The organism is Mucilaginibacter sp. UR6-11 (assembly GCF_020880695.1).
Lineage (GTDB): Bacteria > Bacteroidota > Bacteroidia > Sphingobacteriales > Sphingobacteriaceae > Mucilaginibacter.
The window spans coordinates 47,350-67,021 of record NZ_JAJIWO010000009.1 but is presented as its reverse complement, the minus strand read 5'-3'; the positions used below and the strand labels follow the sequence as shown (position 1 = coordinate 67,021).

Below are 19,672 nucleotides of genomic sequence, written 5' to 3'. Positions count from 1 at the left end.
ACAGCCGATATTATTCTGTCTTTTGATCGCTTAAACAAATTAAATTTCCCCTGTAATTTTATACTGACGATTGGGTTTATCAATTGATAGTCAGCGGCTAAATTTGTACCTTTACGGCTTCAAATAACTGATACTTATTCATGAAATTAAACACGGCTTACGAGGAAAAATTTGAGGGAAGGCACATCGCACCCAATGAGGCAGACACCGCAGAAATGCTTAAAGCTACAGGCGTTGCAACGCTTGACGAGCTGATCGCACAAACGGTACCGGCAAAGATCCGGTTAAAAAATCCGCTTAACCTGCCTGCAGCAAAAAGCGAGTTTGCTTACCTTAAAGACCTTAAACAAACGGCATCAAAAAACAAAGTTTACCGCAGCTATATCGGCCAGGGTTATTATGATGTTATTGTGCCGGGTGTTATCCAGCGTAATATTCTTGAAAATCCCGGATGGTATACCCAGTATACCCCTTACCAGGCCGAAATTGCCCAGGGCCGTTTACAGGCGCTGTTAAACTTCCAGACCATGGTTATCGACCTTACCGGGATGGAAATTGCCAATGCATCGTTATTGGATGAAGGCACCGCCGCTGCCGAGGCCATGTTTATGCAATATACCCTGCGTAAGAAAGATACGGCTAAAACCTTTTTTGTATCAGAAGAAGTTTTCCCGCAAACGATAGATATTTTAAAAACCAGGGCCGAGCCTTATGGCATTACCCTGCAAATAGGCGACCACCGCACCGTTGAATTAACCGACGAGATGTTTGGCGCCATTGTACAATATCCTGCCGGCCACGGCGCGGTTTATAACTACGCCGACTTTGCCGCCAAAGGACACGAAAAAGGCATTAAGCTAACCGTTGTTGCCGATTTGATGAGCCTGGTACTCCTAACCCCTCCGGGCGAATGGGGTGCTGACATTGTTGTTGGTACTACCCAGCGTTTTGGTGTACCAATGGGCTTTGGCGGCCCGCATGCTGCATTTTTTGCAACTAAAGAAGAATACAAACGCTCTATCCCGGGCCGTATCATCGGGGTAACCATTGACAGCGCCGGCAACTACGCGCTGCGTATGGCCCTGCAAACCCGCGAGCAACATATCCGCAGGGATAAAGCAACCTCTAACATCTGTACCGCGCAGGCTTTATTGGCTATCATGGCCGGTATGTATGCCGTTTATCATGGCCCCAAAGGTGTGAAGCTGATTGCAGAGCGTGTACACGGTTTAGCTATCCTTTTAAGCCAAAGCCTGGAAACATTAGGCTTTAAACAATTAAATGAGGCTTATTTTGATACGGTTAAGTTTGACCTGGGCGACCTGGTTGGCCCTATCCATTCGGAAGCTTTAAATAACGAGATTAACTTAAATTATAAGGGCTCTGTAGTTACTATTTCTGTTGATGAAACTACTTCGCCTGATGATATCAAAACCCTGGTGCGCCTGTTTGCAAAAGTAAAAGGCAAAACAATTGCTGCTGTTAATTTTGAAGGATTGCAGGCTAATTTAGAGACGGTTATCCCTGCAGGTCTGCAACGTACATCAGCATACTTAACGCATGGCATCTTTAACTCGCATCATTCAGAGCATGAAATGTTGCGCTATATCAAATCTTTAGAAACTAAAGATCTTTCGCTTTGCCACTCGATGATAGCCTTAGGTTCATGTACCATGAAACTTAATGCTACTACCGAAATGGTACCGGTTACCTGGGCCGAGTTTAGCCGCATGCACCCTTTTGCACCAACCGACCAAACAGGCGGTTACATGCAACTATTTGACGAGCTGAACCGCTGGTTAAGCGAGATCACCGGCTTTGCAGCCATGAGCCTGCAGCCAAACGCAGGCGCGCAAGGCGAGTATGCCGGCCTGATGGTGATCCGCGCTTACCATATGGACCGCGGCGATCATCACCGCAATGTGGTGCTGATCCCGTCATCGGCACACGGCACCAACCCTGCATCAGCAGCAATGGCCGGCATGAAAATAGTAATTGTTAAATGCGATGATAACGGTAACATTGACGTTGCCGATATGAAGGCTAAAGCCGAAGAGCATAAAGACGATCTGTCCTGCCTGATGGTAACTTATCCGTCGACCCACGGTGTGTTTGAAGAGTCGATCATTGATATCTGCCAGATCATCCATGATAACGGCGGACAGGTTTATATGGACGGTGCAAACATGAACGCGCAGGTTGGCTTAACCAGTCCGGCTACTATCGGTGCCGATGTTTGCCACCTTAACTTACATAAAACCTTCTGTATCCCGCATGGCGGTGGCGGCCCGGGTATGGGTCCCATTGGTGTGGCTAAGCACTTAGTACCTTACCTGCCGGGTCACGCTGTGGTCGACATCGATAATGGCAAAGCTATCCACGCGGTGTCTGCAGCGCCATGGGGTTCGGCATCTATCCTCATCATATCACACGCTTATATAGCTATGATGGGCGGCGATGGCTTAACCAACGCTACTAAATATGCTATCCTTAACGCCAACTATATCAAAACAAGATTAGAGAGCCATTACCCGGTATTATACACCGGATCGCATGGCCGTTGCGCACATGAGATGATCCTGGATTGCCGTTCGTTTAAAGCAGCCGGCATCGAGGTGGTTGATATTGCCAAACGTTTAATGGATTATGGTTTCCACGCGCCGACAGTATCGTTCCCGGTTGCGGGCACGGTAATGATCGAGCCAACCGAATCAGAGCCTAAACATGAGCTCGACCGTTTTTGCGATGCGATGATCGGTATTCGTAAAGAGATTGCTGCCGCTGAAGCAGGAAAATCTGATAAAACTGACAACCCATTAAAAAACGCACCGCATACTGCGGCAGTAATAACTGCCAACGATTGGGAGCATCCATACAGCCGCCAAAAAGCAGCCTTCCCGTTGCCATATGTAGCAGCTTATAAATTCTGGCCGTCTGTGGGCCGGGTTAATGATACTTATGGTGATAGAACGCTGATATGCTCATGCCCGCCGCTGACTGATTACGAGTTTGAAGAAAGCGAAGTAACAACGCCGGAATACGGAACGTGATAAACTTAAAGGCTCCCATAAAACGGAGCCTTTTTTATTTGGCAATAACTAAATATCATGATAGCTCAAACCCCACCAACACCCTATTACGCCGTAATCTTTACCTCTACCCGCACGCAAGGCGATAACGGCTACGCCGCCATGGCTGATGCGATGGACGAGCTGGCTAAACAACAGGAAGGCTACTTAGGCATTGAATCGGCACGAAACGAAATCGGTATTACCGTATCCTACTGGCAATCGCCGGAAGCTATCCGCAACTGGAAAGCCAATGCCGATCATTTAATAGCACAAAAGTATGGGCGTGAGAAATGGTATGCTAATTATAAAGTGAGGATTTGTAAAGTGGAGTGGGATTATGAGTTTGAGGGGTAGTCAGCATATCGCCGTTACCCGATTGACTAAACGCGTGTCAGGCCCTGCCCCTCGGCTTGCCCCGCTAAGGCCGCGGAGGCCTTTGTTCTTTTCCTTGATGAAAAGAACCAAAAATCAAGTCAGCAAAAGAGGCTTCTTTGCGCTCTTGGCTTTTACCCGGCAAAACTGATAAAACCACGGGCTGCATAATTTTGCCGCTATCGCTCTGCCCGTCTCTCATGGCAAAAAGACGCTATGCCCTTGCCGTCCGCAAGGCCAACCTGTTTTATCAATTTTCCCCCGAAGCTTTTTTGCTGACGGCTTTATTTTCAAACCCACATCGTCTTATGAACATTGCAAAGAAGCGCAAAGGCCTGTCAGGGCGCGCGGCCGGGAGTCTGGCCTGTGAAGTGGCAGCGATCGGCCTGACTTGATTTTTTTGTTACTTTTTTCATCAAGGAAAAAAGTAATGGGCTTCCGCGGCCAAGAGCGGGGCAAGCCAAGCGCGCGTTGGCCACAAAGCAATAGGACTAACGCGCCATATGTTCGCCATTACTTTCTCCGCAACAACAAGCAAACCCCCATTATTTGAATTTCGCAAATAACCGATTGATTTATCCAAACACCAGCCTCAACATTGCAGCGATCTTTGTGTTATAATTAAAAGAAATGGAAAACAAAAATAAAATAGCATTAGTTACCGGCGGCAGCCGCGGATTAGGCAAAGACATGGCCCTTAAGCTGGCCGAAAAAGGCATAAGCGTTATCCTTACCTATAATAATAAGGCGGACGATGCCAACGAAGTGGTTAAACAGGTACAGCAAAGCGGGCAAAAAGCCGCAACGCTGCAATTGAATACCGGCGATATTAAAAGCTTCGGCGCGTTTATTGAAAAAGTACAAGGCGTTTTGAGTGATACGTTCGGCACCGATCATTTAGACTTCCTGATCAACAATGCCGGAATGGGCCATCACGCACCTATCGACCAAACTACTGAAGAAGCGTTTGACGACTTGATGAATGTACATTTTAAAGGCGTTTATTTCCTGACACAAAAGGTTTTGCCTATTCTGAATGATGGCGGCGGCATCATAAATATTTCATCAGGTTTGGCCCGTTTCAGCATGCCTGGCGCATCGGCCTATGCATCAATGAAAGGCGCTGTCGAGGTATTTACCCGTTACCTTGCAAAAGAGCTGGGATCGAAGGGCATCCGTGCTAATATTGTCGCTCCGGGTGCTATAGCTACCGACTTTAACGGTGGTACAGTGCGGGATAATGAGCAGGTTAACAAAATGGTAAGCAGCCTGACAGCATTGGGTCGCCCGGGCGAGGCGGAAGATATTGGCGGTGTGGTAGCATTTTTATGTACCGAGGATGCCAGATGGATCAATGGTCAGCGCATTGAAGTATCAGGCGGTATGAATCTATAATTCAGATTTTATTAACTTTGAATAATACAAACAGGTATCATGATAGGCAAAACGTCATTAGAAGGCTTTTACGAAGAAAGTTCGGCGCAGCTACCAAGCGGTATCGCTAAAGAGATCGGCCATTTTAATGTATTTGTTACCGAAACGTTATTTGATAAAAAAACCGGCGCGCGCGAGATGCCTTATAGCCGCAGAGAGTATTATAAAATAAGCTGGATAAGAGGGAAAAGCAGGGCGGAATATGCGGATAAGACTATTGATATCCCGGAAAGCGCCTTGCTTTTTGCAACGCCTAAAATCCCCTATAACTGGATTCCGGAGACCGGCAACCAAACCGGGATGTTTTGCATTTTTACGGCTGATTTCCTGGCTCTGGGAAAAGCCGGGGTGGACCTGGATGACCTGCCGCTGTTTCAACCGGGACAAGTGCCTATATTTCAATTAAATCCGGAAGAAGTCAAGGAGATAGAATATATCTTTAAAAAGATGCACAGGGAGATAGCTTCAGATTATCGTTACAAGTATGACCTGTTGCGTAACCTTGTATTGGAGTTGATCCATTATGGTCAAAAATTACAACCGGTTACAGCTTTAGAGACTACACATAATGCTTCTGAACGTATCTCGTCTTTATTTGTTGAATTATTGGAAAGGCAGTTCCCTGTCGAATCACAGCATCAACGGTTAAAGCTACGTACTGCTAAGGACTATGCCGACCGCCTGGCGGTCCACGTTAATCATTTAAACAAAGTATTAAAAGAGGTTACCGGTAATACCACCACGCAAATCATCGCCAACCGAATTATACAGGAAGCCAAGATCCTGCTCAAACAAACCAACTGGAACATAGCCGAGATTTCGTACACATTAGGCTTTGACGATATAGCGCATTTTTCTAATTTTTTCAAGAAACAAACGTCGGTAGCGCCGGTGGCGTTTAGGGGATAACGGCGTATCAAACGCGACTTAAATCCTGATTTATATTGAAATAGGTTCACATTCAAAGTGGCACCTTAGGTGGTGACTCAGGATACTGTCAACTCGCCGCGCAGGTCGACCTCCAGGAAGTGCTTCACTTGCTTAGGGTCATCAAACTGGCCAAGCAGGTACATCATTTTGGTTACGGCTGCTTCAAAGGTCATATCGTAGCCATTGGCAACGCCTATGTCTTTTAGCTGCCTGCTGGTTTCGTAACGGCCAAGCTCAACGGTACCAACTTTACATTGCGATATATCCAGGATTACCTTCCCGTTGTTTATGGCATCTTCAAGCAGGTCAATAAACCATTGGTCGGTTGTGGTATTACCCGCGCCAAAGGTCTCCATCACAATGCCTCTCACATCGGCATTCAATATAGCCGCAACAACCTTTGGGCTAATGCCGGGGTATAGTTTAAGTACGGCAACCTCATTCAATAAATTCTTGTGCAGTATCAGCGGAGCGTCGGCTGGTTGCCTTATATCGTTCGCACTGAAACGTAAATGCACGCCCGACTCGGCCAGTATAGGGCAGTTAGGCGAGCGGAACGCCTCAAACTTAGAGGAGTTATATTTAAATGAGCGGTTACCTCTAAACAATTTATAATCAAAATAGATACAAACCTCGGGTACGCGCGCACGGTCATGTTTTTTAGCGTTAGCTATTTCTATTGCCGTCATCAGGTTTTCCTTAGCATCGGTACGGATGGCGCTGATGGGTAATTGTGAGCCGGTGAAAATTACCGGTTTGGCCAAATTTTCCAGCATAAAACTTAAGGCTGACGCAGTATAGGCCATGGTATCTGACCCGTGCAGGATCACAAACCCGTCAACATCGTCATAATTAGATTCGATCAGGCCCGCCAGTTCGCTCCAGATCTCCGGGTTCATGTTTGATGAATCGATGATCTCCTCGAACGAATGCACCTTAATTTTACAATTAAGTTTCTCCAGTTCAGGCACATTATCCATTATCTGCTCAAAGTTAATGGGTTTAAGCACCTTGGTTACAGGATCGGTCATCATGCCTATTGTACCACCGGTATAGATGATGAGTATCTGGCTCATTAAATCAAGATTATACGTAATTAAATATTATCCTCACACACCAAAGATTTGCTTGGAATTGGCGGTTGTTATATTGGCTACTGTTTGTATATCGGTTTGATATATTTCTGCTACTTTTTGAGCAATATAGATCAAATAAGAACTTTCATTGGGTTTCCCCCTGTGCGGAACGGGCGAAAGATACGGAGAATCCGTCTCTAAAACGATATGGCTTAAATCAAATTGAGGTAAAATTTTGTCCAGGCCGCCATTTTTGTAAGTAACTACGCCACCAATCCCCAGGTAAAAACCCAGTTCAATTGCGTGTTGTGCCTGTGCCGCATTACCCGTAAAGCAATGAAATATGCCATGCAGATTATCATCGTTTTCCTGTTCCAGCACTTCAAACACTTCGTCAAAAGCTTCACGGCAATGGATCACTATGGGCAGCTTTAAGGATTTTGCCCAGTTGATCTGCTCTTTAAATGCCTGTACCTGTATGCCTAAGGTTGTCTTATCCCAGTACAGGTCAATCCCAATTTCGCCGATAGCATAAATGGTATGATCTTGCAGGCTGTTGCGGATAACAGCCAGCTCGTGCTCCCATCCTTCCTTAACTGAACACGGGTGCATTCCGAGCATAGGATAACACATTCCAGGATATTCTTTTACCAAACCCAATACCTGGCTTACAGATTCTACATCAACATTGGGTAAAAACAAACGCTTAACATCATTATCCAAACAACGCTGTATCAGCTCTGTCCGTTTAACTTCATCTTGCTGATAATATAAATGCGTGTGCGTGTCTGTCAATATCATGCCGCAAAATTAAAAAAGCCTTTCGGTTTAATCGAAAGGCTTTTTCTTTATTGTTTCTTTTTGGTGGTCAGCGTCTTTTTTGCCACCGTATGTTTAACGGTTGATTTTGCTACTGGTTTCTGAACCGCTGCCGCCGGATGGCTGCCTCTGACTACTTTAACCAGCTCGACATCAAATACCAGGGTACTAAATGCCGGAATATCAGGCCCGGCCTGATTAGCGCCATAAGCCAACTTTGATGGTATTACAAAGGTGGCTTTACTGCCTTCGTTTAATAAAAGCAGTCCTTCTTCCCAGCCAGGTATTACGCCTTTGGCGCCAAGCAGAAAATTAATAGGCTCATAAGTACGGCCCGGTTGCTGTAAACCGACAGCTTTTGCTACCGACTCAATACTTGTATCAAATACTTTACCCTGCAACGTATGGCCAATATAGTTTACATAAACACTATCTCCCTTAAGCGGCTTCGGTTTAAACCCGGCTTTTGTAATTTTATATTTCAATCCTGATGCAGTGGTTGTTAAAACCATTTTATGCTCGGCCAGGTATTTATCTGTGTTCACGCCTTCCTGAGCCTGCATTTTAGCCGCCTCTGCTTTGGCTGCTTCCACGGCTTTATCCCGCTCGGCCATAGCCTCCGCTAAAGACTGTATCTTTTCCACTTTCAACACAAAAAACAAGTTACTGCCTTTGGGTAAAAATGGCGGGCGTTTATCTTCCTGCGTTTTAAATATGGTATCCGTAGGCACTCTTATCAGTACACTGTCTTTCACGGTTAATAAAGGCATAATATCCATTAAATCTCCCGCTGCTTGCACCTGCATTTGTACAGGTTTGCCCATTTGGTAGCTGCTATAAAGAACCGAATCTTTTTCAGTTTTTTGCACTACATTAAATGTAACAATGTCGCCAACTTTAATGCGGTCGCCGGGGTTATGGGTAAGCATTTGATATTGGGTACCTTTTGCAGTACGCTGAAAACCATTCTGCGCATTCGCTTTTATGGCGAACGCAGTAATTAAAATGTATAAAAGATATTTTTTCATAATTAAAAAAGCCTTCCTTAATACAAGGAAGGCTATATAAAAGTTAGCTTAAATTATTTTTTTACCGGGGCTGCAACAGCTCCTGGTTTTGGATGTACAACATCAACCACTTCAACTTCAAACGTAATAGGCGTATAAGGTGCAATCGGGCCTGCGCCTGCAGCGCCGTAGGCAAGACTTGAAGGTATAACCAACGTAGCTTTTGCGCCTTTGTTTAATAATAACAATCCCTGATCCCATCCCGGAATAACTTTTCTTTCGCCAACAGCTACACGTATAGGTGTGTACGGGCGTTGGTCAAGACTTCCAAGTTTCGCTTTTACCGCTACTTCTTTAATGCTGCTGTCAAATACTTTACCGCTTAATAATTTACCGGTATAGTTAATAACCGCGGTATCGCCTTTTGCAATTAGCGGGCCCACACCTGGTTTAGTTATCACATAGTATAAACCAGAATCTGTTTTATTAACAGTCAGCTTATTTTCAGCGATATAATTTTTGATTTTAGCCGGTTCTGCGTTTTTGTCGGCAGTAGCAAGGCCGGTCATATATTTAGTGATATTGTCATGAAACACCTGGTCAGTCTGGGTTCCTTTAGGGATCAATTTAACGATCTTTAAATCATAGATAAGGTATTTACCTTTAAATGTTGGCGGTTTAGGTGCTCTTTTAAACACACTGTCAGCAGCAACCTTGATAGAGGCGCTGTCACCTTCAGCCAATAATTTTATTGCATCAAATACGTCACCTTTAAATTGAGGTTTAGGTAAAATCAACGGCGTTGGACGCCCCTGGTCATAAGTGCTTAACAATACAGAGTCAGCGTCATTTTTTATAACCAGATTTGTCAATACAAAATCGCCTTCTTTAATTTTCGGACCAGATTTGTCTGTATATATATTATACAACATCCCGTTATCGCCCTTTTTGTATCCACCATTACAACTTGCAAGCCCAAGTGCAGCAAGTCCTAAAAACATCAGATTTTTTTTCATTTTTTATTATTGAATTAATAGTTTTTTATATTCGGTTAAAATTAGTTTGAATTGATTTACAACCTCTTGCAAGCCTGCAGATGATTGTCCGCCGGCCGCATTTCTGTGACCGCCGCCGCTAAAGTACAATTTACAAATCTCATTTGCAGGAAAATCCCCTTTTGATCGTAAGGAAAGTTTTACTTTATCAGATCTTTCAACTATAAAAGCAGCCAAACGTATACTGGCAATTGACAGCGCATAGTTTACAATGCCCTCTGTATCGCCGGTATTAACGTCGTATTTTTGCAAATCGTGTTTAGTAACGGTAATAATTGCCGTATTAAACTCGGGTAATATTTCCAGGCAATTGGTTAAGCAATGGCCCAAAAAACGCAGGCGATTTTCGGACGCGCTACTATATACCAGTTCATGTATGCGTGAGTTTGGCGCACCGGCGTCTATCAGGTCAGCAATTACACGGTGCACGTTGGATGTTGTATTAGGCAACCTGAAAGATGCAGAGTCTGTCATGATCCCGGTATACAAACAGGTAGCTACATCCTTATTAATTAATTTCTTGTTATTAAGGACATCAACAATAAAGGTATATACCAATTGCGCGGCAGCACAGGCATTGATATCCCAGTGCCTGAAATCATCAAAGTCCTCGGGCTCGAGGTGATGATCGATCATTATTTTATAGGCATTGGCCGCTCTAACCAGTTCGCCCATTTCATTAATGCGGCTCAGGTTATTAAAGTCAAGGCAAAAAATCAGATCGGCTTCGGCAATTAAAATTGATGCCACCGAAGTTTGTTCGGTAAAGATAACTACTTCCTGATCGCCCGGCATCCAGCTTAAAAAATCAGGATAATCTGTCGGGGTTATAACTTTGGTATGATGGCCCTGCTGTATTAAATAGTTATATAAGCCCAATGACGAACCCATAGCATCCCCATCGGGTTTATGATGCGTGGTAATAACTATTTTTTTTGGCTGAGCTAATAGGTTATTAAGCAAGGTAATATCTAACATTCAATTTTTAAAAAAGAGTGGCAAAGCTAGGCAAATAAATATTAAAGCATTCATAATTAAATGAAAAAAGCTTTAGCGTTCGGTTACAAAACCCTACTTTTGCACAATTATATACAAAAGGTGGAAATTTATATACGCACCACCGGCATCCACCCCAAATAAAAAACACAAATGGCAAGTAACAAAACTTTTACAATGATTAAACCCGATGCTGTCGCCAATGGCCACATCGGTGCAATTTTAGATAAGATTACCAAAAGCGGCTTTAAAATAGTGGCCTTGAAATTAATTGCTTTAAGCGAAGAAAAAGCAGGCGAATTTTACAGTGTGCACAAAGAACGCGGTTTTTACAAAGACCTTGTTGCGTTCATGTCTTCAGGCCCTGTTGTCGCGGCTATATTAGAGAAAGACAATGCTATTGAAGATTATCGTAAACTGATTGGCGCAACTGATCCTGCTAAAGCCGAGCCGGGCACTATCCGCAACCTTTTTGCAAAATCAATTGATGCAAACGCGGTACACGGATCAGATTCTGACGAAAATGCTGAGATCGAAGGAAACTTCTTTTTCTCTGCTTTTGAAAGAGTTTAACACACCCTAACAGAAAAGAGTTTCTGAATGTCTTATTTTTGCAGGCATTCAGAAACTCTTTTTAATTTATGCTTGCTATCTGTTTATAATTTAATAGATTTACCTAACGATAGCACTGAGATATGGCGTGGTATTTGCCTCCTCTGGTTATATTCAATAATAACAATGAAACCGATACTCAGAATTTTCCTTTACTTACTTATTATAGGCATAGTGGCGCTGGTTCATGCATTGTTTTTTGTCCATCACCCGCCGGAAGTACAACTGGCATTTTTAACTCCGGGGATAACCTTAATCGGATATTCTATCATCCGCGATGACCTTTACCGCAAGCCAACCATGCGTTGGGTTAGAGAAAGATAATCTCTTCAATTAATACACTTTTAGCTTCGGTATTAATCTTTTCAATAATCTGCGAACGCATTAACATCAGCTCGTTTTTAATTACCGATGATTCTATCCGCAGGAAAAGTTTCTTATCATGTATAAACAATTCTTTGGTGCGGTTGGCTACTGATTTTCCTACCAGCTCAGGCCATTGTGCTATAATACCGGTTTCATCAAACTTGCGTTTAATTTTATAAACCTGCATCATCTGCTCAATAGCTTCTTTAAGCGATTTGTCGTTAGTTTTACGCATCTATTTCGCCCTCCTTTACTTTAAATACGCGAATGGGGACATCCATATTACTAAATATATTGCCAACGCGGGCATCGCTGGTGTCGGTAATAAAAACCTGTCCAAAGTCGTTATTTGATACCATCTGCATCAGCTTGGTTACCCGGCGGTCATCCAGTTTATCAAAAATATCATCAAGCAACAATAAAGGCTTAAACCCTTTCTGCTGATCTAAAAAACTATATTGCGCCAGTTTCAAGGCTATTAAAAAAGATTTTTGCTGCCCCTGTGATCCAAACTTTTTCATGGACATGCCATGTATGGCAAACTGCAGTTCGTCTTTATGAATACCGGCGGTAGTACGCTCAAGCGCACGATCTTTCTCGAGGGTTTTCTTAAGCAGGCTTGCAAAATTGTCATGCAGCAACTGCGATTCATAAACCAATTCCACCTGTTCCGCGTCATCGCTTAAAAAGCGGTAATGCCTGTTAAATATAGCCGTAAACGACTCCATAAACAGCCTCCGCTTGTTAAATATTTTAGTGCCCGATGCAATGAGCTGTTCGTCCATAACTTCCAGCAGGCTGGGGTCATATCTCCCGGTATCGGCAATTTGCTTTAAAAGAGCATTGCGGTTTATCAACACCCGGTTATAGGCTATCAATTCATCAAGGTAAGCATTATCAGTTTGTGATATTACATTATCAATAAACTTGCGGCGCTCTTCGCTGCCCTCTATAATAATGCTGATATCATACGGCGACACCATCACCAGTGGCAACAAACCAATATGATCTGCCAGGCGCTGATAGTCTTTTTTATTGCGCTTAAATTGCTTTTTCTGATTGCGTTTTACAGAACAGGCAACGGCTTCGTTATTTCCGTTTTTGTTGAATGTACCGGTGATAATAAAAAAATCCGCTCCTTGTTTTATCTGCTGGCTGTCAATAGGATTAAAGTAACTTTTACATAAGGACAGGTAGTGGATAGCATCCAGCAAATTAGTTTTGCCCGCGCCGTTGTTACCCAAAAAAGCATTTACGCCCTCACTAAATGAAAGTTCGGCTTCTTCATAGTTCTTAAAATTAATTACTGACAGCTGTTTTAGATACATAAGGACGCATCAAATTTAACAATTACCACCTTGCTTTCTCAGCTTATGACCGATTAAAAAATTAACTTAACTATTAAAATAAAAACCTGTTGCTAAAACTTTTTAAAAAATGTAGTTTTGCAAACTTTAATTTAGAATAGAAATGTCAAAAACCCAGGAGACTACAATTGTGCAATCAAAAGATGACAACTTTGCACAGGTTAGTAAATTTACACGCGAGAATCAAAAAAGCTTACTGTTTATAGCTTCAGCAATTGTTGCCATGATATTGGTTTATGTTCTTTACCAAAAATTATATCTGGCACCAAGAGAAACTAAAGCTGCTGACCAAATGCACGTAGCGCAGGATTTTTGGGCCAAAAAAGACTGGGATAAAGCCATAAAAGGCGACGCGGGGTATCCGGGCTTTGAAAAAATCATAACCGAATACAGCAATACCAAAGCAGCAAACCTTGCCTGCTTTTACCTGGGCGTTGCTTACCTAAACAAAGGTGAGTACCGCAAAGCTATTGAAAACCTGAATAACTACCGTGGTGACGACGTGATGGTTGCCGCTGAAGCTTATGGAAATACCGGCGACGCTTACGTTGAATTAAAAGACTATAGCAATGCTGCATCGTACTTTAAAAAGGCATCAGACAAAGCAAGCAACAGCTTTTTATCACCGGTTTATTTAAAGAAATTAGGCTTGGTTTACGAGGCGCAAAACGACAACAAATCAGCCGTTGACGCTTACAAATCAATTAAAACGGATTACCCAACCAGTGCAGAGGCGCAAAGCATAGATGCGTATATTGCCCGTGTTGAAGCGAAATTATAATTAGTGAGCAGAGGTTAGTGATCAGAGATCGGGTTGAATAGCCTGTTAATGATAACTAACCTCTGCTCTTTTAATCTCTAATTAACCCACTAATGGCCACACAGCTAAAAAACTTATCAGATTTTTCCGGAACGGCAGTACCATCCGCCACGCCGTATAGTTTTGGAATTGTAGTAGCCGAGTGGAACCCCGAGGTTACCGACGCGTTATACCAGGGAGCATATAAAAGTCTTTTGGACAATGGCGCGCTTGCCGAAAACATTCAAACCTATGCCGTACCGGGTAGTTTTGAATTAACATCAGGTGCCGATCTTTTATTAAAAAACGGCGGGCTGGACGCAATAATTTGCCTGGGTTGCGTTATACAAGGAGAAACTAGGCATTTTGATTTTATTTGCAATGCAGTTGCCAATGGTTTAAGTAATGTTGCCATAAAATATTCAAAACCTGTTATATTTGGTGTATTAACTACCGATAATCAGCAGCAGGCGATTGACCGGTCAGGAGGTAAACATGGCAACAAAGGTGATGAAGCGGCAATAACAGCAATTAAAATGGCCGACCTTGCTAAAACTTTAACAGTTTAATTTCCGTATAACAAATTTAATACAGATATTAGAAACATGAGAAAAGTAATTTATATAGCCTTTCTGGCACTAACTTTAGGAAGCATAATCACTTCATGCGCTAGTAAAATCTGCCCTGCCTACAATTCTTACCCAAGAGGCCGCAGATAACATCTCTCTCCCCCTTCTTCACGATTGATTCGCTAAAACAATTATTTGTTTGACGTTGTAATTACTTATAACGGAATGAGCATTCTTATCTTTGCATACTATGACGTGGATACAATTACAATCGGCAGACCAGCTTAATAACATCAAGCAACAACAGGGTTATAGCTTAATTTTTAAACATAGCACCCGCTGCTCCATCAGCATGATGGCCAAAAGACGCTTTGAACTTGATTGGGATAATTTACCCGAAAATATGCCATTGTACTTTTTGGATCTGATTCAGCACCGCGATATATCCAACCAGATTGTACAATTATTTCAGGTACATCATGAGTCGCCGCAGTTATTATTAATTAAAGACGGCGAATGCATTCTTGACCAGTCACACGGTGAAATCTCAGTTGAGGAAACGCTGTCTGAGATTACCTTATAAAGCTTAGCTTAAGTTAAAGTGGCTTTTGATTCTCAAACCAATTTAAGAATTACCACCCAAAATCTATCGTCTTAATGACATCCGGATGCAGACTTACTGCTACCGGGCAGTAACGTGCAGCGTGTTCTAATATCGTTTTTTCTTTATCGGTATAATCTTTCGGGAATTTAAGGATGGCAATAACCTCGGCCACGCGGCGCGGATTAGAAGCCATTACTTTGGTTACTTCACATTCGGTACCGTCCATGTCAATGCCATGCGTATCGGCCGCTATGCCCATAGTGGTTAGCATACAGCCGGCTAGTGATTCGGCCAGCAGGTCAGTCGGCGAAAAAGCTTCGCCCTTACCTTTGTTATCCGTAGGCGCATCAGTAATTATTTTTGTGCCCGATTGCAGGTGAGTTGCCTCGGTACGTAAGCCGCCAAGGTAAGTGGTGTGTATAGTTGCCATAGTGTTAATTTCGGAAGCCGGATTTTCGATTTCAATTTATACTTACAAAGCTAAAACTTTATTAATTGCCTCTACCATCAAGCAACTGTAATATTTATGGCGGGGCTTTATTTGGTTAGCGGCTTTTTAACTACTTTTGCTTTATGATTGAATTGCCGGTAGTCCCTGTTAGCCAACCACAACGCAAGCCCGACTGGCTTAGAGTAAAGCTTCCTGTCGGGAAGGAATACGCACAGGTACGTAGTTTAGTTGACACGCACAAGCTGCACACCATTTGCGAAAGCGGTAATTGCCCCAACATGGGCGAGTGCTGGGGAGCCGGTACCGCTACTTTTATGATATTGGGTAATATCTGTACCCGTTCGTGCTCTTTTTGCGCCGTAGCAACCGGCCGGCCATTAGCTGTTGATAGGGATGAGCCGGGCCGGGTAGCTAATTCGGTTAAACTGATGCAGGTAAAACATTGTGTAATCACATCGGTTGACCGTGATGACCTGAAGGACGGCGGCTCTATTATCTGGGCCGAAACTATTAATGCTATCCGCAGGGAAAGCCCCGAAACTACTTTGGAAACCCTGTTGCCCGATTTTAGGGGACAATGGGACAACCTGGCCCGCGTTATTGAAACTCGCCCTGAAGTAGTATCGCATAACCTGGAGACGGTAAGGCGGCTTACCAAAGAGGTTCGGATACAGGCAAAATACGATCGGAGCCTGGAGGCATTAAGCCAGATATCGGCAGCAGGATTACGCACAAAATCAGGCATAATGCTGGGCCTGGGCGAGAAAGAAGAAGATGTTTTAGAAGCAATGGATGATTTGCTGGCGGCCGGTGTACACATATTAACGCTTGGTCAATATTTACAGCCAACACGCAGTCATCACCCGGTAATTGACTGGATACACCCGGATCAGTTTGCTTTTTACAAACAAATTGGATTAGATAAAGGTTTTAGGTATGTAGAGAGCGGTCCATTGGTTCGGTCGTCTTATCATGCTGAAAAACACTTGTTTGAAATCTAACAATTCATTTATATCTTCACCCCATTGAGCAAGAAAATTAAACTTTCAGAAGAAGAGCTGGTGCTTGCGCTGAGAAACCGGGAGAAGATTGCCATTGAAGCGCTGTACGATATGTACTCGGCGTCGCTTTATGGTGTTATTGTTCGCATAGTTATAGACGAAGCCACATCTGAGGATGTTTTGCAGGAAACTTTTGTAAAAATCTGGCACGCCTTTTCAAGCTATAGTGAAGAAAAGGGACGCCTGTTTACCTGGATGGTAAACATTGCCCGCAACCTTTCAATCGATAAATTAAGGTCAAAGGATTTTAAAAATCACAGCAAAAACCAAGAGTTAGAAAATAACGTAACTTCCATAGACGAACAAAGAAATACAGTTTACAAGCCTGAGCTGATGGGTATAAAAGAGCTGGTTCAGACGCTAAAACCCGAACAAAAGTCTATCCTTGATTTGGTTTATTTTAAAGGTTATACCCATGTAGAAGCAGCTGACGAATTAGGTATTCCGCTTGGAACCATTAAAACCCGGTTACGAATGGCAATAATTGAACTCAGGAAATATTTTAATTAAAAGCCGAAGTGGAAGACGTAAGAACATTTATTGAATCAGGCATCTTAGAATTATACATTCTGGGTGATGTTTCACCTGCAGAAAAGCAGCAGGTTGAAGCCATGGTTCAAAAACACCCGGCGGTAAAGGCAGAATTAATGGAGATGGAAAAGGCGCTTGAATCATACGCCCTGGCAAATGCCGTTCAACCTTCAGCAAATCAGCGCAATAAAATCTTAAACAGCCTGGTAACCAACCTGGCTGACGATGCTACTTTCAATAAAAAAGATGAGGCCAGCGTTGTTTCCCTAACCGAGCCGGTTACCAATAACTTTTATAAATATGCATTTGCAGCAAGCATTACCTTATTGATAGGCAGTTTGTTTGCCCTGTTTAATGTATATAACAAATTACAAAATACCAGCCAGCAACTGGTAGCTGTTACTTCTCAAAACCAGCGCATCAGTAAAACAGTTAATCTGATGGATCAGCAGCTAGGTGTGTTCAGGGATACAACCTATAAAATCCTGCGGCTAAAAGGTACCAGCAACCTTCCGTCAGGAGGTGTTATGGTGGCCTGGAGCCCTGCTAAAAAGAAAGTGATCCTTGATTTGAAAACGCTTGATATGCCGGTGAACGATAAAACACACCAGTACCAGCTATGGGCGCTGGTTGCCGGTAAACCCATTGATTTGGGTGTGTTTGACAAATTACCGGCTGATACTGCTAACATGCAGGAAATGAAACCGGTAGCATTGGCCCAGGCTTTTGCGGTAACCCGCGAGCCTAGAGGCGGCAGCATTAATCCAACCATGAGCGAAATGATGCTTATCGGGAAGTTTTAACAGGCAAATACCACAATCAGCTGATAAAAATCATTCTTTTATTGTAACGAATACCCCTTTTTAACGTCTTATAGAGAAACCCAGAGTATTCGTTCTTTATAAGATCAGTTAATAAGAATAGGAAAACGGATGTATAATACTTGCAGCCGTTTTTTTATGCCATTAATTTGGCCATCGTAACCGGCAACTGCGCTGCGAGCCGGCCTGGTAGCACCACATTTAGCCTGTTGGGCAAAGCCAGATCATCGCCCGCCTTCCCGTGAATATACACGCCTATAATACAGGCTTCACCGGGAGTGTACCCTTGGGCGACCAACGAGGTTATTATACCGGTAAGCACATCACCCATGCCTCCTGTCGCCATTGCCGGGTTGCTTGTTGAATTAAAACAGACGGTCCCGTCGGGCGAAGCAACAAGCGTATAATCATTTTTTAAAATGATATAGATATTATGTTTCTTCGCCATTTTTATACTGCTTTGCAGCCGTTGCCACCAATTAGCATGTTCACCAAAAAGGCGGTCAAATTCTTTCATGTGTGGGGTTAATATACTTCCGGCCGGCACTTTGTTCCAAAGCTCAGGATTTCCTGCCAAAAGGTTCAGCGCATCGGCATCCATCACGATCGGGGCTTTATAGTTATCCAATATATCAATTAATAACGTTAAGGCCCGGCTGTCTTTACCCAGCCCCGGGCCAATGCCAATTGTGGTAAACTGCGCCCATTTTATCTCTGGCAGTTCATCACCGTGCCTTACAATCGCCATTACTTCAGGCTGGTAAGTATTTAATGCGGTCAGCCCGCTTTCGGGTATACATGCGGTTGTTAATCCGGCGCCCGCATAGGCGCAACTAGCCGAACTTAGCAAAGCGGCGCCCATTGCCTGGGCCTGTCCGGCTACGATTAAAGCATGCCCGTAGGTGCCCTTATTGCTATAATGACGGCGGGGCTTAAGCAACTTTTTGATATCCTTTTCTTCAATAAACTGGTAGGGCGATTTCAGCGAACTGATAAACCCTTCGTCAATGCCAATATTTACCACCTCCCAGCAGTTAATATGCGGCCCGGATTCGGGCAATAAAAAATTGATCCGGGGCTGTTGAAAGGTGATAGCCAAGTCGGCTTTTATAACGGTATCATCGGCGCCTATTTCACCATCGGTAAACAAACCGGTGGGTACGTCAACCGCCACTACCGTTTTATTTAAGCTATTAATATAACCGGCCAGGTTTTTATAATCGCCGGCAAGCGGTTTGTTAAGGCCGGTGCCCAGTAAAGCATCAATAATAATTTTGGAGTTTTCTGCCGGAAACACCGCGCCCGGTTTAAGTTCAAGCACTTCCAACCCCATCTGGTTAATCCGGTTAAGATTAACGGTAAAATCATCGGTAGACCTGTCAGAGAACCGCGCCACCTTAATACCAATATTAAAATACTTATGATCATAAAGCATGCGGGCAATTGCCAGCCCGTCGCCGCCATTATTGCCTGTACCGCAATAAACAGCTATGGTTGCAGTCCTATCAGGAAAATGATTAATGAACCAGCCTACAAAAGCGCGCGAGGCACGCTCAATTAGGTCCACAGAACTAACGGGCTCGGTAGCGATAGTATAGGCATCCGCTTCGCGGATCTGTTGGGCGGTCAGGAGTGGCAGCATAGGGTATAAATTTAAACTTAATACCTTTTGTTTTATAATACTTTTTTTATAGCTAAACTGTTAAATTGCGTTTAACTATTAACTGCATA

Annotated in this window: 23 protein-coding genes; 13 read left to right on the top strand and 10 right to left on the bottom strand. The window is 43.5% G+C overall.

What is annotated here, in order from left to right; translation table 11 throughout:
- The first annotated feature begins 140 nt into the window (after positions 1-140).
- Together gcvP and LJ658_RS17820 are read left to right on the top strand one after the other, a co-directional pair.
- Positions 141-3,050, top strand: coding sequence for an aminomethyl-transferring glycine dehydrogenase (gene gcvP, locus LJ658_RS17825; RefSeq protein ID WP_230547903.1), 2,910 nt, complete (start codon positions 141-143; stop codon positions 3,048-3,050).
- Between the two features lie 57 nt (positions 3,051-3,107).
- Positions 3,108-3,425, top strand: a complete 318-nt coding sequence (locus tag LJ658_RS17820) for an antibiotic biosynthesis monooxygenase (protein ID WP_230547902.1) — start codon at positions 3,108-3,110, stop codon at positions 3,423-3,425.
- Positions 3,426-3,489: 64 nt separating this feature from the next.
- Here LJ658_RS17820 and LJ658_RS17815 read toward each other — a convergent pair whose 3' ends face one another.
- Positions 3,490-3,645, bottom strand: a complete 156-nt coding sequence (locus LJ658_RS17815; RefSeq protein WP_230547901.1) for a hypothetical protein — start codon at positions 3,643-3,645, stop codon at positions 3,490-3,492.
- On the opposite strand from LJ658_RS17815, the gene LJ658_RS17810 reads away from it, so the two are divergent.
- The 3 genes from LJ658_RS17810 to LJ658_RS17800 all read left to right on the top strand — a co-directional run bounded on the left by LJ658_RS17810 (position 3,644) and on the right by LJ658_RS17800 (position 5,786).
- The gene (locus LJ658_RS17810; protein WP_230547900.1) at positions 3,644-3,838 is read left to right on the top strand and encodes a hypothetical protein; all 195 of its coding nucleotides are present in this window, start codon (positions 3,644-3,646) and stop codon (positions 3,836-3,838) included. The two genes, LJ658_RS17815 and LJ658_RS17810, sit on opposite strands and share 2 nt — an antisense overlap.
- A 235-nt stretch (positions 3,839-4,073) precedes the next feature.
- Positions 4,074-4,838 (top strand): SDR family NAD(P)-dependent oxidoreductase, encoded by a 765-nt coding sequence (locus LJ658_RS17805; RefSeq protein ID WP_230547899.1) that lies wholly within the window; start codon positions 4,074-4,076, stop codon positions 4,836-4,838.
- A 39-nt stretch (positions 4,839-4,877) separates the two neighbouring features.
- Entirely contained in the window at positions 4,878-5,786 is a 909-nt protein-coding gene (locus LJ658_RS17800; protein ID WP_230547898.1) for an AraC family transcriptional regulator, read from the top strand.
- 77 nt (positions 5,787-5,863) lie between these two features.
- Here the strand turns inward: LJ658_RS17800 and LJ658_RS17795 are convergent, their stop codons facing one another.
- Genes LJ658_RS17795 through LJ658_RS17775 form a run of 5 tightly spaced genes read right to left on the bottom strand, consistent with a single transcriptional unit; the run spans position 5,864 to position 10,742 of the window.
- Entirely contained in the window at positions 5,864-6,883 is a 1,020-nt protein-coding gene (locus LJ658_RS17795; protein ID WP_230547897.1) for an asparaginase, read from the bottom strand.
- Between the two features lie 33 nt (positions 6,884-6,916).
- Positions 6,917-7,684, bottom strand: a complete 768-nt coding sequence (locus tag LJ658_RS17790; RefSeq protein WP_230547896.1) for a TatD family hydrolase — start codon at positions 7,682-7,684, stop codon at positions 6,917-6,919.
- Positions 7,685-7,731: 47 nt separating this feature from the next.
- On the bottom strand, positions 7,732-8,730 hold the full coding sequence (locus tag LJ658_RS17785) for an FKBP-type peptidyl-prolyl cis-trans isomerase (RefSeq protein ID WP_230547895.1): 999 nt from the start codon (positions 8,728-8,730) through the stop codon (positions 7,732-7,734).
- Positions 8,731-8,783: 53 nt separating this feature from the next.
- A complete protein-coding gene (locus LJ658_RS17780; RefSeq protein ID WP_230547894.1) occupies positions 8,784-9,725 on the bottom strand; it encodes an FKBP-type peptidyl-prolyl cis-trans isomerase in 942 nt (313 codons plus the stop codon).
- A gap of 6 nt (positions 9,726-9,731) precedes the next feature.
- On the bottom strand, positions 9,732-10,742 hold the full coding sequence (locus tag LJ658_RS17775) for a bifunctional oligoribonuclease/PAP phosphatase NrnA (RefSeq protein WP_230547893.1): 1,011 nt from the start codon (positions 10,740-10,742) through the stop codon (positions 9,732-9,734).
- A gap of 171 nt (positions 10,743-10,913) precedes the next feature.
- Between LJ658_RS17775 and LJ658_RS17770 the strand changes: the two genes are divergently transcribed.
- Positions 10,914-11,333: a nucleoside-diphosphate kinase gene (locus LJ658_RS17770; protein WP_230547892.1), complete on the top strand. Its 420-nt coding sequence runs from the start codon at positions 10,914-10,916 to the stop codon at positions 11,331-11,333.
- A gap of 165 nt (positions 11,334-11,498) precedes the next feature.
- Positions 11,499-11,696, top strand: coding sequence for a hypothetical protein (locus LJ658_RS17765; RefSeq protein WP_230547891.1), 198 nt, complete (start codon positions 11,499-11,501; stop codon positions 11,694-11,696).
- Here LJ658_RS17765 and LJ658_RS17760 read toward each other — a convergent pair.
- Both LJ658_RS17760 and LJ658_RS17755 read right to left on the bottom strand, forming a co-directional pair.
- Positions 11,683-11,973 (bottom strand): DUF721 domain-containing protein, encoded by a 291-nt coding sequence (locus LJ658_RS17760; protein WP_230547890.1) that lies wholly within the window; start codon positions 11,971-11,973, stop codon positions 11,683-11,685. The genes LJ658_RS17765 and LJ658_RS17760 overlap by 14 nt on opposite strands.
- The gene (locus tag LJ658_RS17755; protein WP_230547889.1) at positions 11,966-13,066 is read right to left on the bottom strand and encodes a DNA replication/repair protein RecF; all 1,101 of its coding nucleotides are present in this window, start codon (positions 13,064-13,066) and stop codon (positions 11,966-11,968) included. Before LJ658_RS17755 ends, LJ658_RS17760 begins: the two co-directional genes overlap by 8 nt.
- Before the next feature lie 142 nt (positions 13,067-13,208).
- On the opposite strand from LJ658_RS17755, the gene LJ658_RS17750 reads away from it, so the two are divergent.
- The 3 genes from LJ658_RS17750 (at position 13,209) to ytxJ (ending at position 15,056) form a co-directional block, all read left to right on the top strand.
- Positions 13,209-13,886 (top strand): tol-pal system YbgF family protein, encoded by a 678-nt coding sequence (locus tag LJ658_RS17750; RefSeq protein WP_230547888.1) that lies wholly within the window; start codon positions 13,209-13,211, stop codon positions 13,884-13,886.
- Between the two features lie 92 nt (positions 13,887-13,978).
- Positions 13,979-14,473 (top strand): 6,7-dimethyl-8-ribityllumazine synthase, encoded by a 495-nt coding sequence (ribH, locus tag LJ658_RS17745; protein WP_230547887.1) that lies wholly within the window; start codon positions 13,979-13,981, stop codon positions 14,471-14,473.
- Positions 14,474-14,723: 250 nt separating this feature from the next.
- Positions 14,724-15,056, top strand: a complete 333-nt coding sequence (gene ytxJ, locus LJ658_RS17740) for a bacillithiol system redox-active protein YtxJ (protein WP_230547886.1) — start codon at positions 14,724-14,726, stop codon at positions 15,054-15,056.
- Between the two features lie 49 nt (positions 15,057-15,105).
- Here ytxJ and LJ658_RS17735 read toward each other — a convergent pair whose 3' ends face one another.
- Entirely contained in the window at positions 15,106-15,507 is a 402-nt protein-coding gene (locus LJ658_RS17735; protein WP_230547885.1) for an OsmC family protein, read from the bottom strand.
- 143 nt (positions 15,508-15,650) lie between these two features.
- Here LJ658_RS17735 and lipA point away from each other — a divergent pair, with 143 nt between their 5' ends.
- From lipA to LJ658_RS17720, 3 genes are read left to right on the top strand one after another with little or no spacing between them, the layout of a single operon-like run.
- Positions 15,651-16,529 (top strand): lipoyl synthase, encoded by an 879-nt coding sequence (gene lipA / locus LJ658_RS17730; RefSeq protein WP_230547884.1) that lies wholly within the window; start codon positions 15,651-15,653, stop codon positions 16,527-16,529.
- Between the two features lie 24 nt (positions 16,530-16,553).
- Positions 16,554-17,099 carry an RNA polymerase sigma factor gene (locus LJ658_RS17725; protein WP_230547883.1) on the top strand — a complete coding sequence of 182 codons (546 nt, stop codon included), beginning with the start codon at positions 16,554-16,556 and terminating at the stop codon, positions 17,097-17,099.
- 8 nt (positions 17,100-17,107) lie between these two features.
- The gene (locus LJ658_RS17720; protein WP_230547882.1) at positions 17,108-17,923 is read left to right on the top strand and encodes an anti-sigma factor; all 816 of its coding nucleotides are present in this window, start codon (positions 17,108-17,110) and stop codon (positions 17,921-17,923) included.
- Positions 17,924-18,077: 154 nt separating this feature from the next.
- On the opposite strand, the gene LJ658_RS17715 is transcribed toward LJ658_RS17720, so the two are convergent.
- On the bottom strand, positions 18,078-19,583 hold the full coding sequence (locus tag LJ658_RS17715) for an NAD(P)H-hydrate dehydratase (RefSeq protein ID WP_230547881.1): 1,506 nt from the start codon (positions 19,581-19,583) through the stop codon (positions 18,078-18,080).
- Positions 19,584-19,672: the final 89 nt, after the last annotated feature.

Excerpts from the sequence above, each read along its gene's own strand:
- LJ658_RS17790 (WP_230547896.1), bottom strand. The coding sequence starts at position 7,684 with ATGATATTGACAGACACGCACACGCATTTATATTATCAGCAAGATGAA.
- LJ658_RS17785 (WP_230547895.1), bottom strand. The coding sequence starts at position 8,730 with ATGAAAAAATATCTTTTATACATTTTAATTACTGCGTTCGCCATAAAA.
- LJ658_RS17760 (WP_230547890.1), bottom strand. The coding sequence starts at position 11,973 with ATGCGTAAAACTAACGACAAATCGCTTAAAGAAGCTATTGAGCAGATG.
- lipA (WP_230547884.1), top strand. The coding sequence starts at position 15,651 with ATGATTGAATTGCCGGTAGTCCCTGTTAGCCAACCACAACGCAAGCCC.
- LJ658_RS17715 (WP_230547881.1), bottom strand. The coding sequence starts at position 19,583 with ATGCTGCCACTCCTGACCGCCCAACAGATCCGCGAAGCGGATGCCTAT.
- LJ658_RS17780 (WP_230547894.1), bottom strand. The coding sequence starts at position 9,725 with ATGAAAAAAAATCTGATGTTTTTAGGACTTGCTGCACTTGGGCTTGCA.
- ribH (WP_230547887.1), top strand. The coding sequence starts at position 13,979 with ATGGCCACACAGCTAAAAAACTTATCAGATTTTTCCGGAACGGCAGTA.
- LJ658_RS17735 (WP_230547885.1), bottom strand. The coding sequence starts at position 15,507 with ATGGCAACTATACACACCACTTACCTTGGCGGCTTACGTACCGAGGCA.
- LJ658_RS17810 (WP_230547900.1), top strand. The coding sequence starts at position 3,644 with ATGGCAAAAAGACGCTATGCCCTTGCCGTCCGCAAGGCCAACCTGTTT.
- LJ658_RS17770 (WP_230547892.1), top strand. The coding sequence starts at position 10,914 with ATGGCAAGTAACAAAACTTTTACAATGATTAAACCCGATGCTGTCGCC.
- LJ658_RS17775 (WP_230547893.1), bottom strand. The coding sequence starts at position 10,742 with ATGTTAGATATTACCTTGCTTAATAACCTATTAGCTCAGCCAAAAAAA.
- LJ658_RS17750 (WP_230547888.1), top strand. The coding sequence starts at position 13,209 with ATGTCAAAAACCCAGGAGACTACAATTGTGCAATCAAAAGATGACAAC.
- gcvP (WP_230547903.1), top strand. The coding sequence starts at position 141 with ATGAAATTAAACACGGCTTACGAGGAAAAATTTGAGGGAAGGCACATC.
- LJ658_RS17755 (WP_230547889.1), bottom strand. The coding sequence starts at position 13,066 with ATGTATCTAAAACAGCTGTCAGTAATTAATTTTAAGAACTATGAAGAA.
- LJ658_RS17815 (WP_230547901.1), bottom strand. The coding sequence starts at position 3,645 with ATGAGAGACGGGCAGAGCGATAGCGGCAAAATTATGCAGCCCGTGGTT.
- LJ658_RS17765 (WP_230547891.1), top strand. The coding sequence starts at position 11,499 with ATGAAACCGATACTCAGAATTTTCCTTTACTTACTTATTATAGGCATA.
- ytxJ (WP_230547886.1), top strand. The coding sequence starts at position 14,724 with ATGACGTGGATACAATTACAATCGGCAGACCAGCTTAATAACATCAAG.
- LJ658_RS17800 (WP_230547898.1), top strand. The coding sequence starts at position 4,878 with ATGATAGGCAAAACGTCATTAGAAGGCTTTTACGAAGAAAGTTCGGCG.
- LJ658_RS17805 (WP_230547899.1), top strand. The coding sequence starts at position 4,074 with ATGGAAAACAAAAATAAAATAGCATTAGTTACCGGCGGCAGCCGCGGA.
- LJ658_RS17820 (WP_230547902.1), top strand. The coding sequence starts at position 3,108 with ATGATAGCTCAAACCCCACCAACACCCTATTACGCCGTAATCTTTACC.
- LJ658_RS17795 (WP_230547897.1), bottom strand. The coding sequence starts at position 6,883 with ATGAGCCAGATACTCATCATCTATACCGGTGGTACAATAGGCATGATG.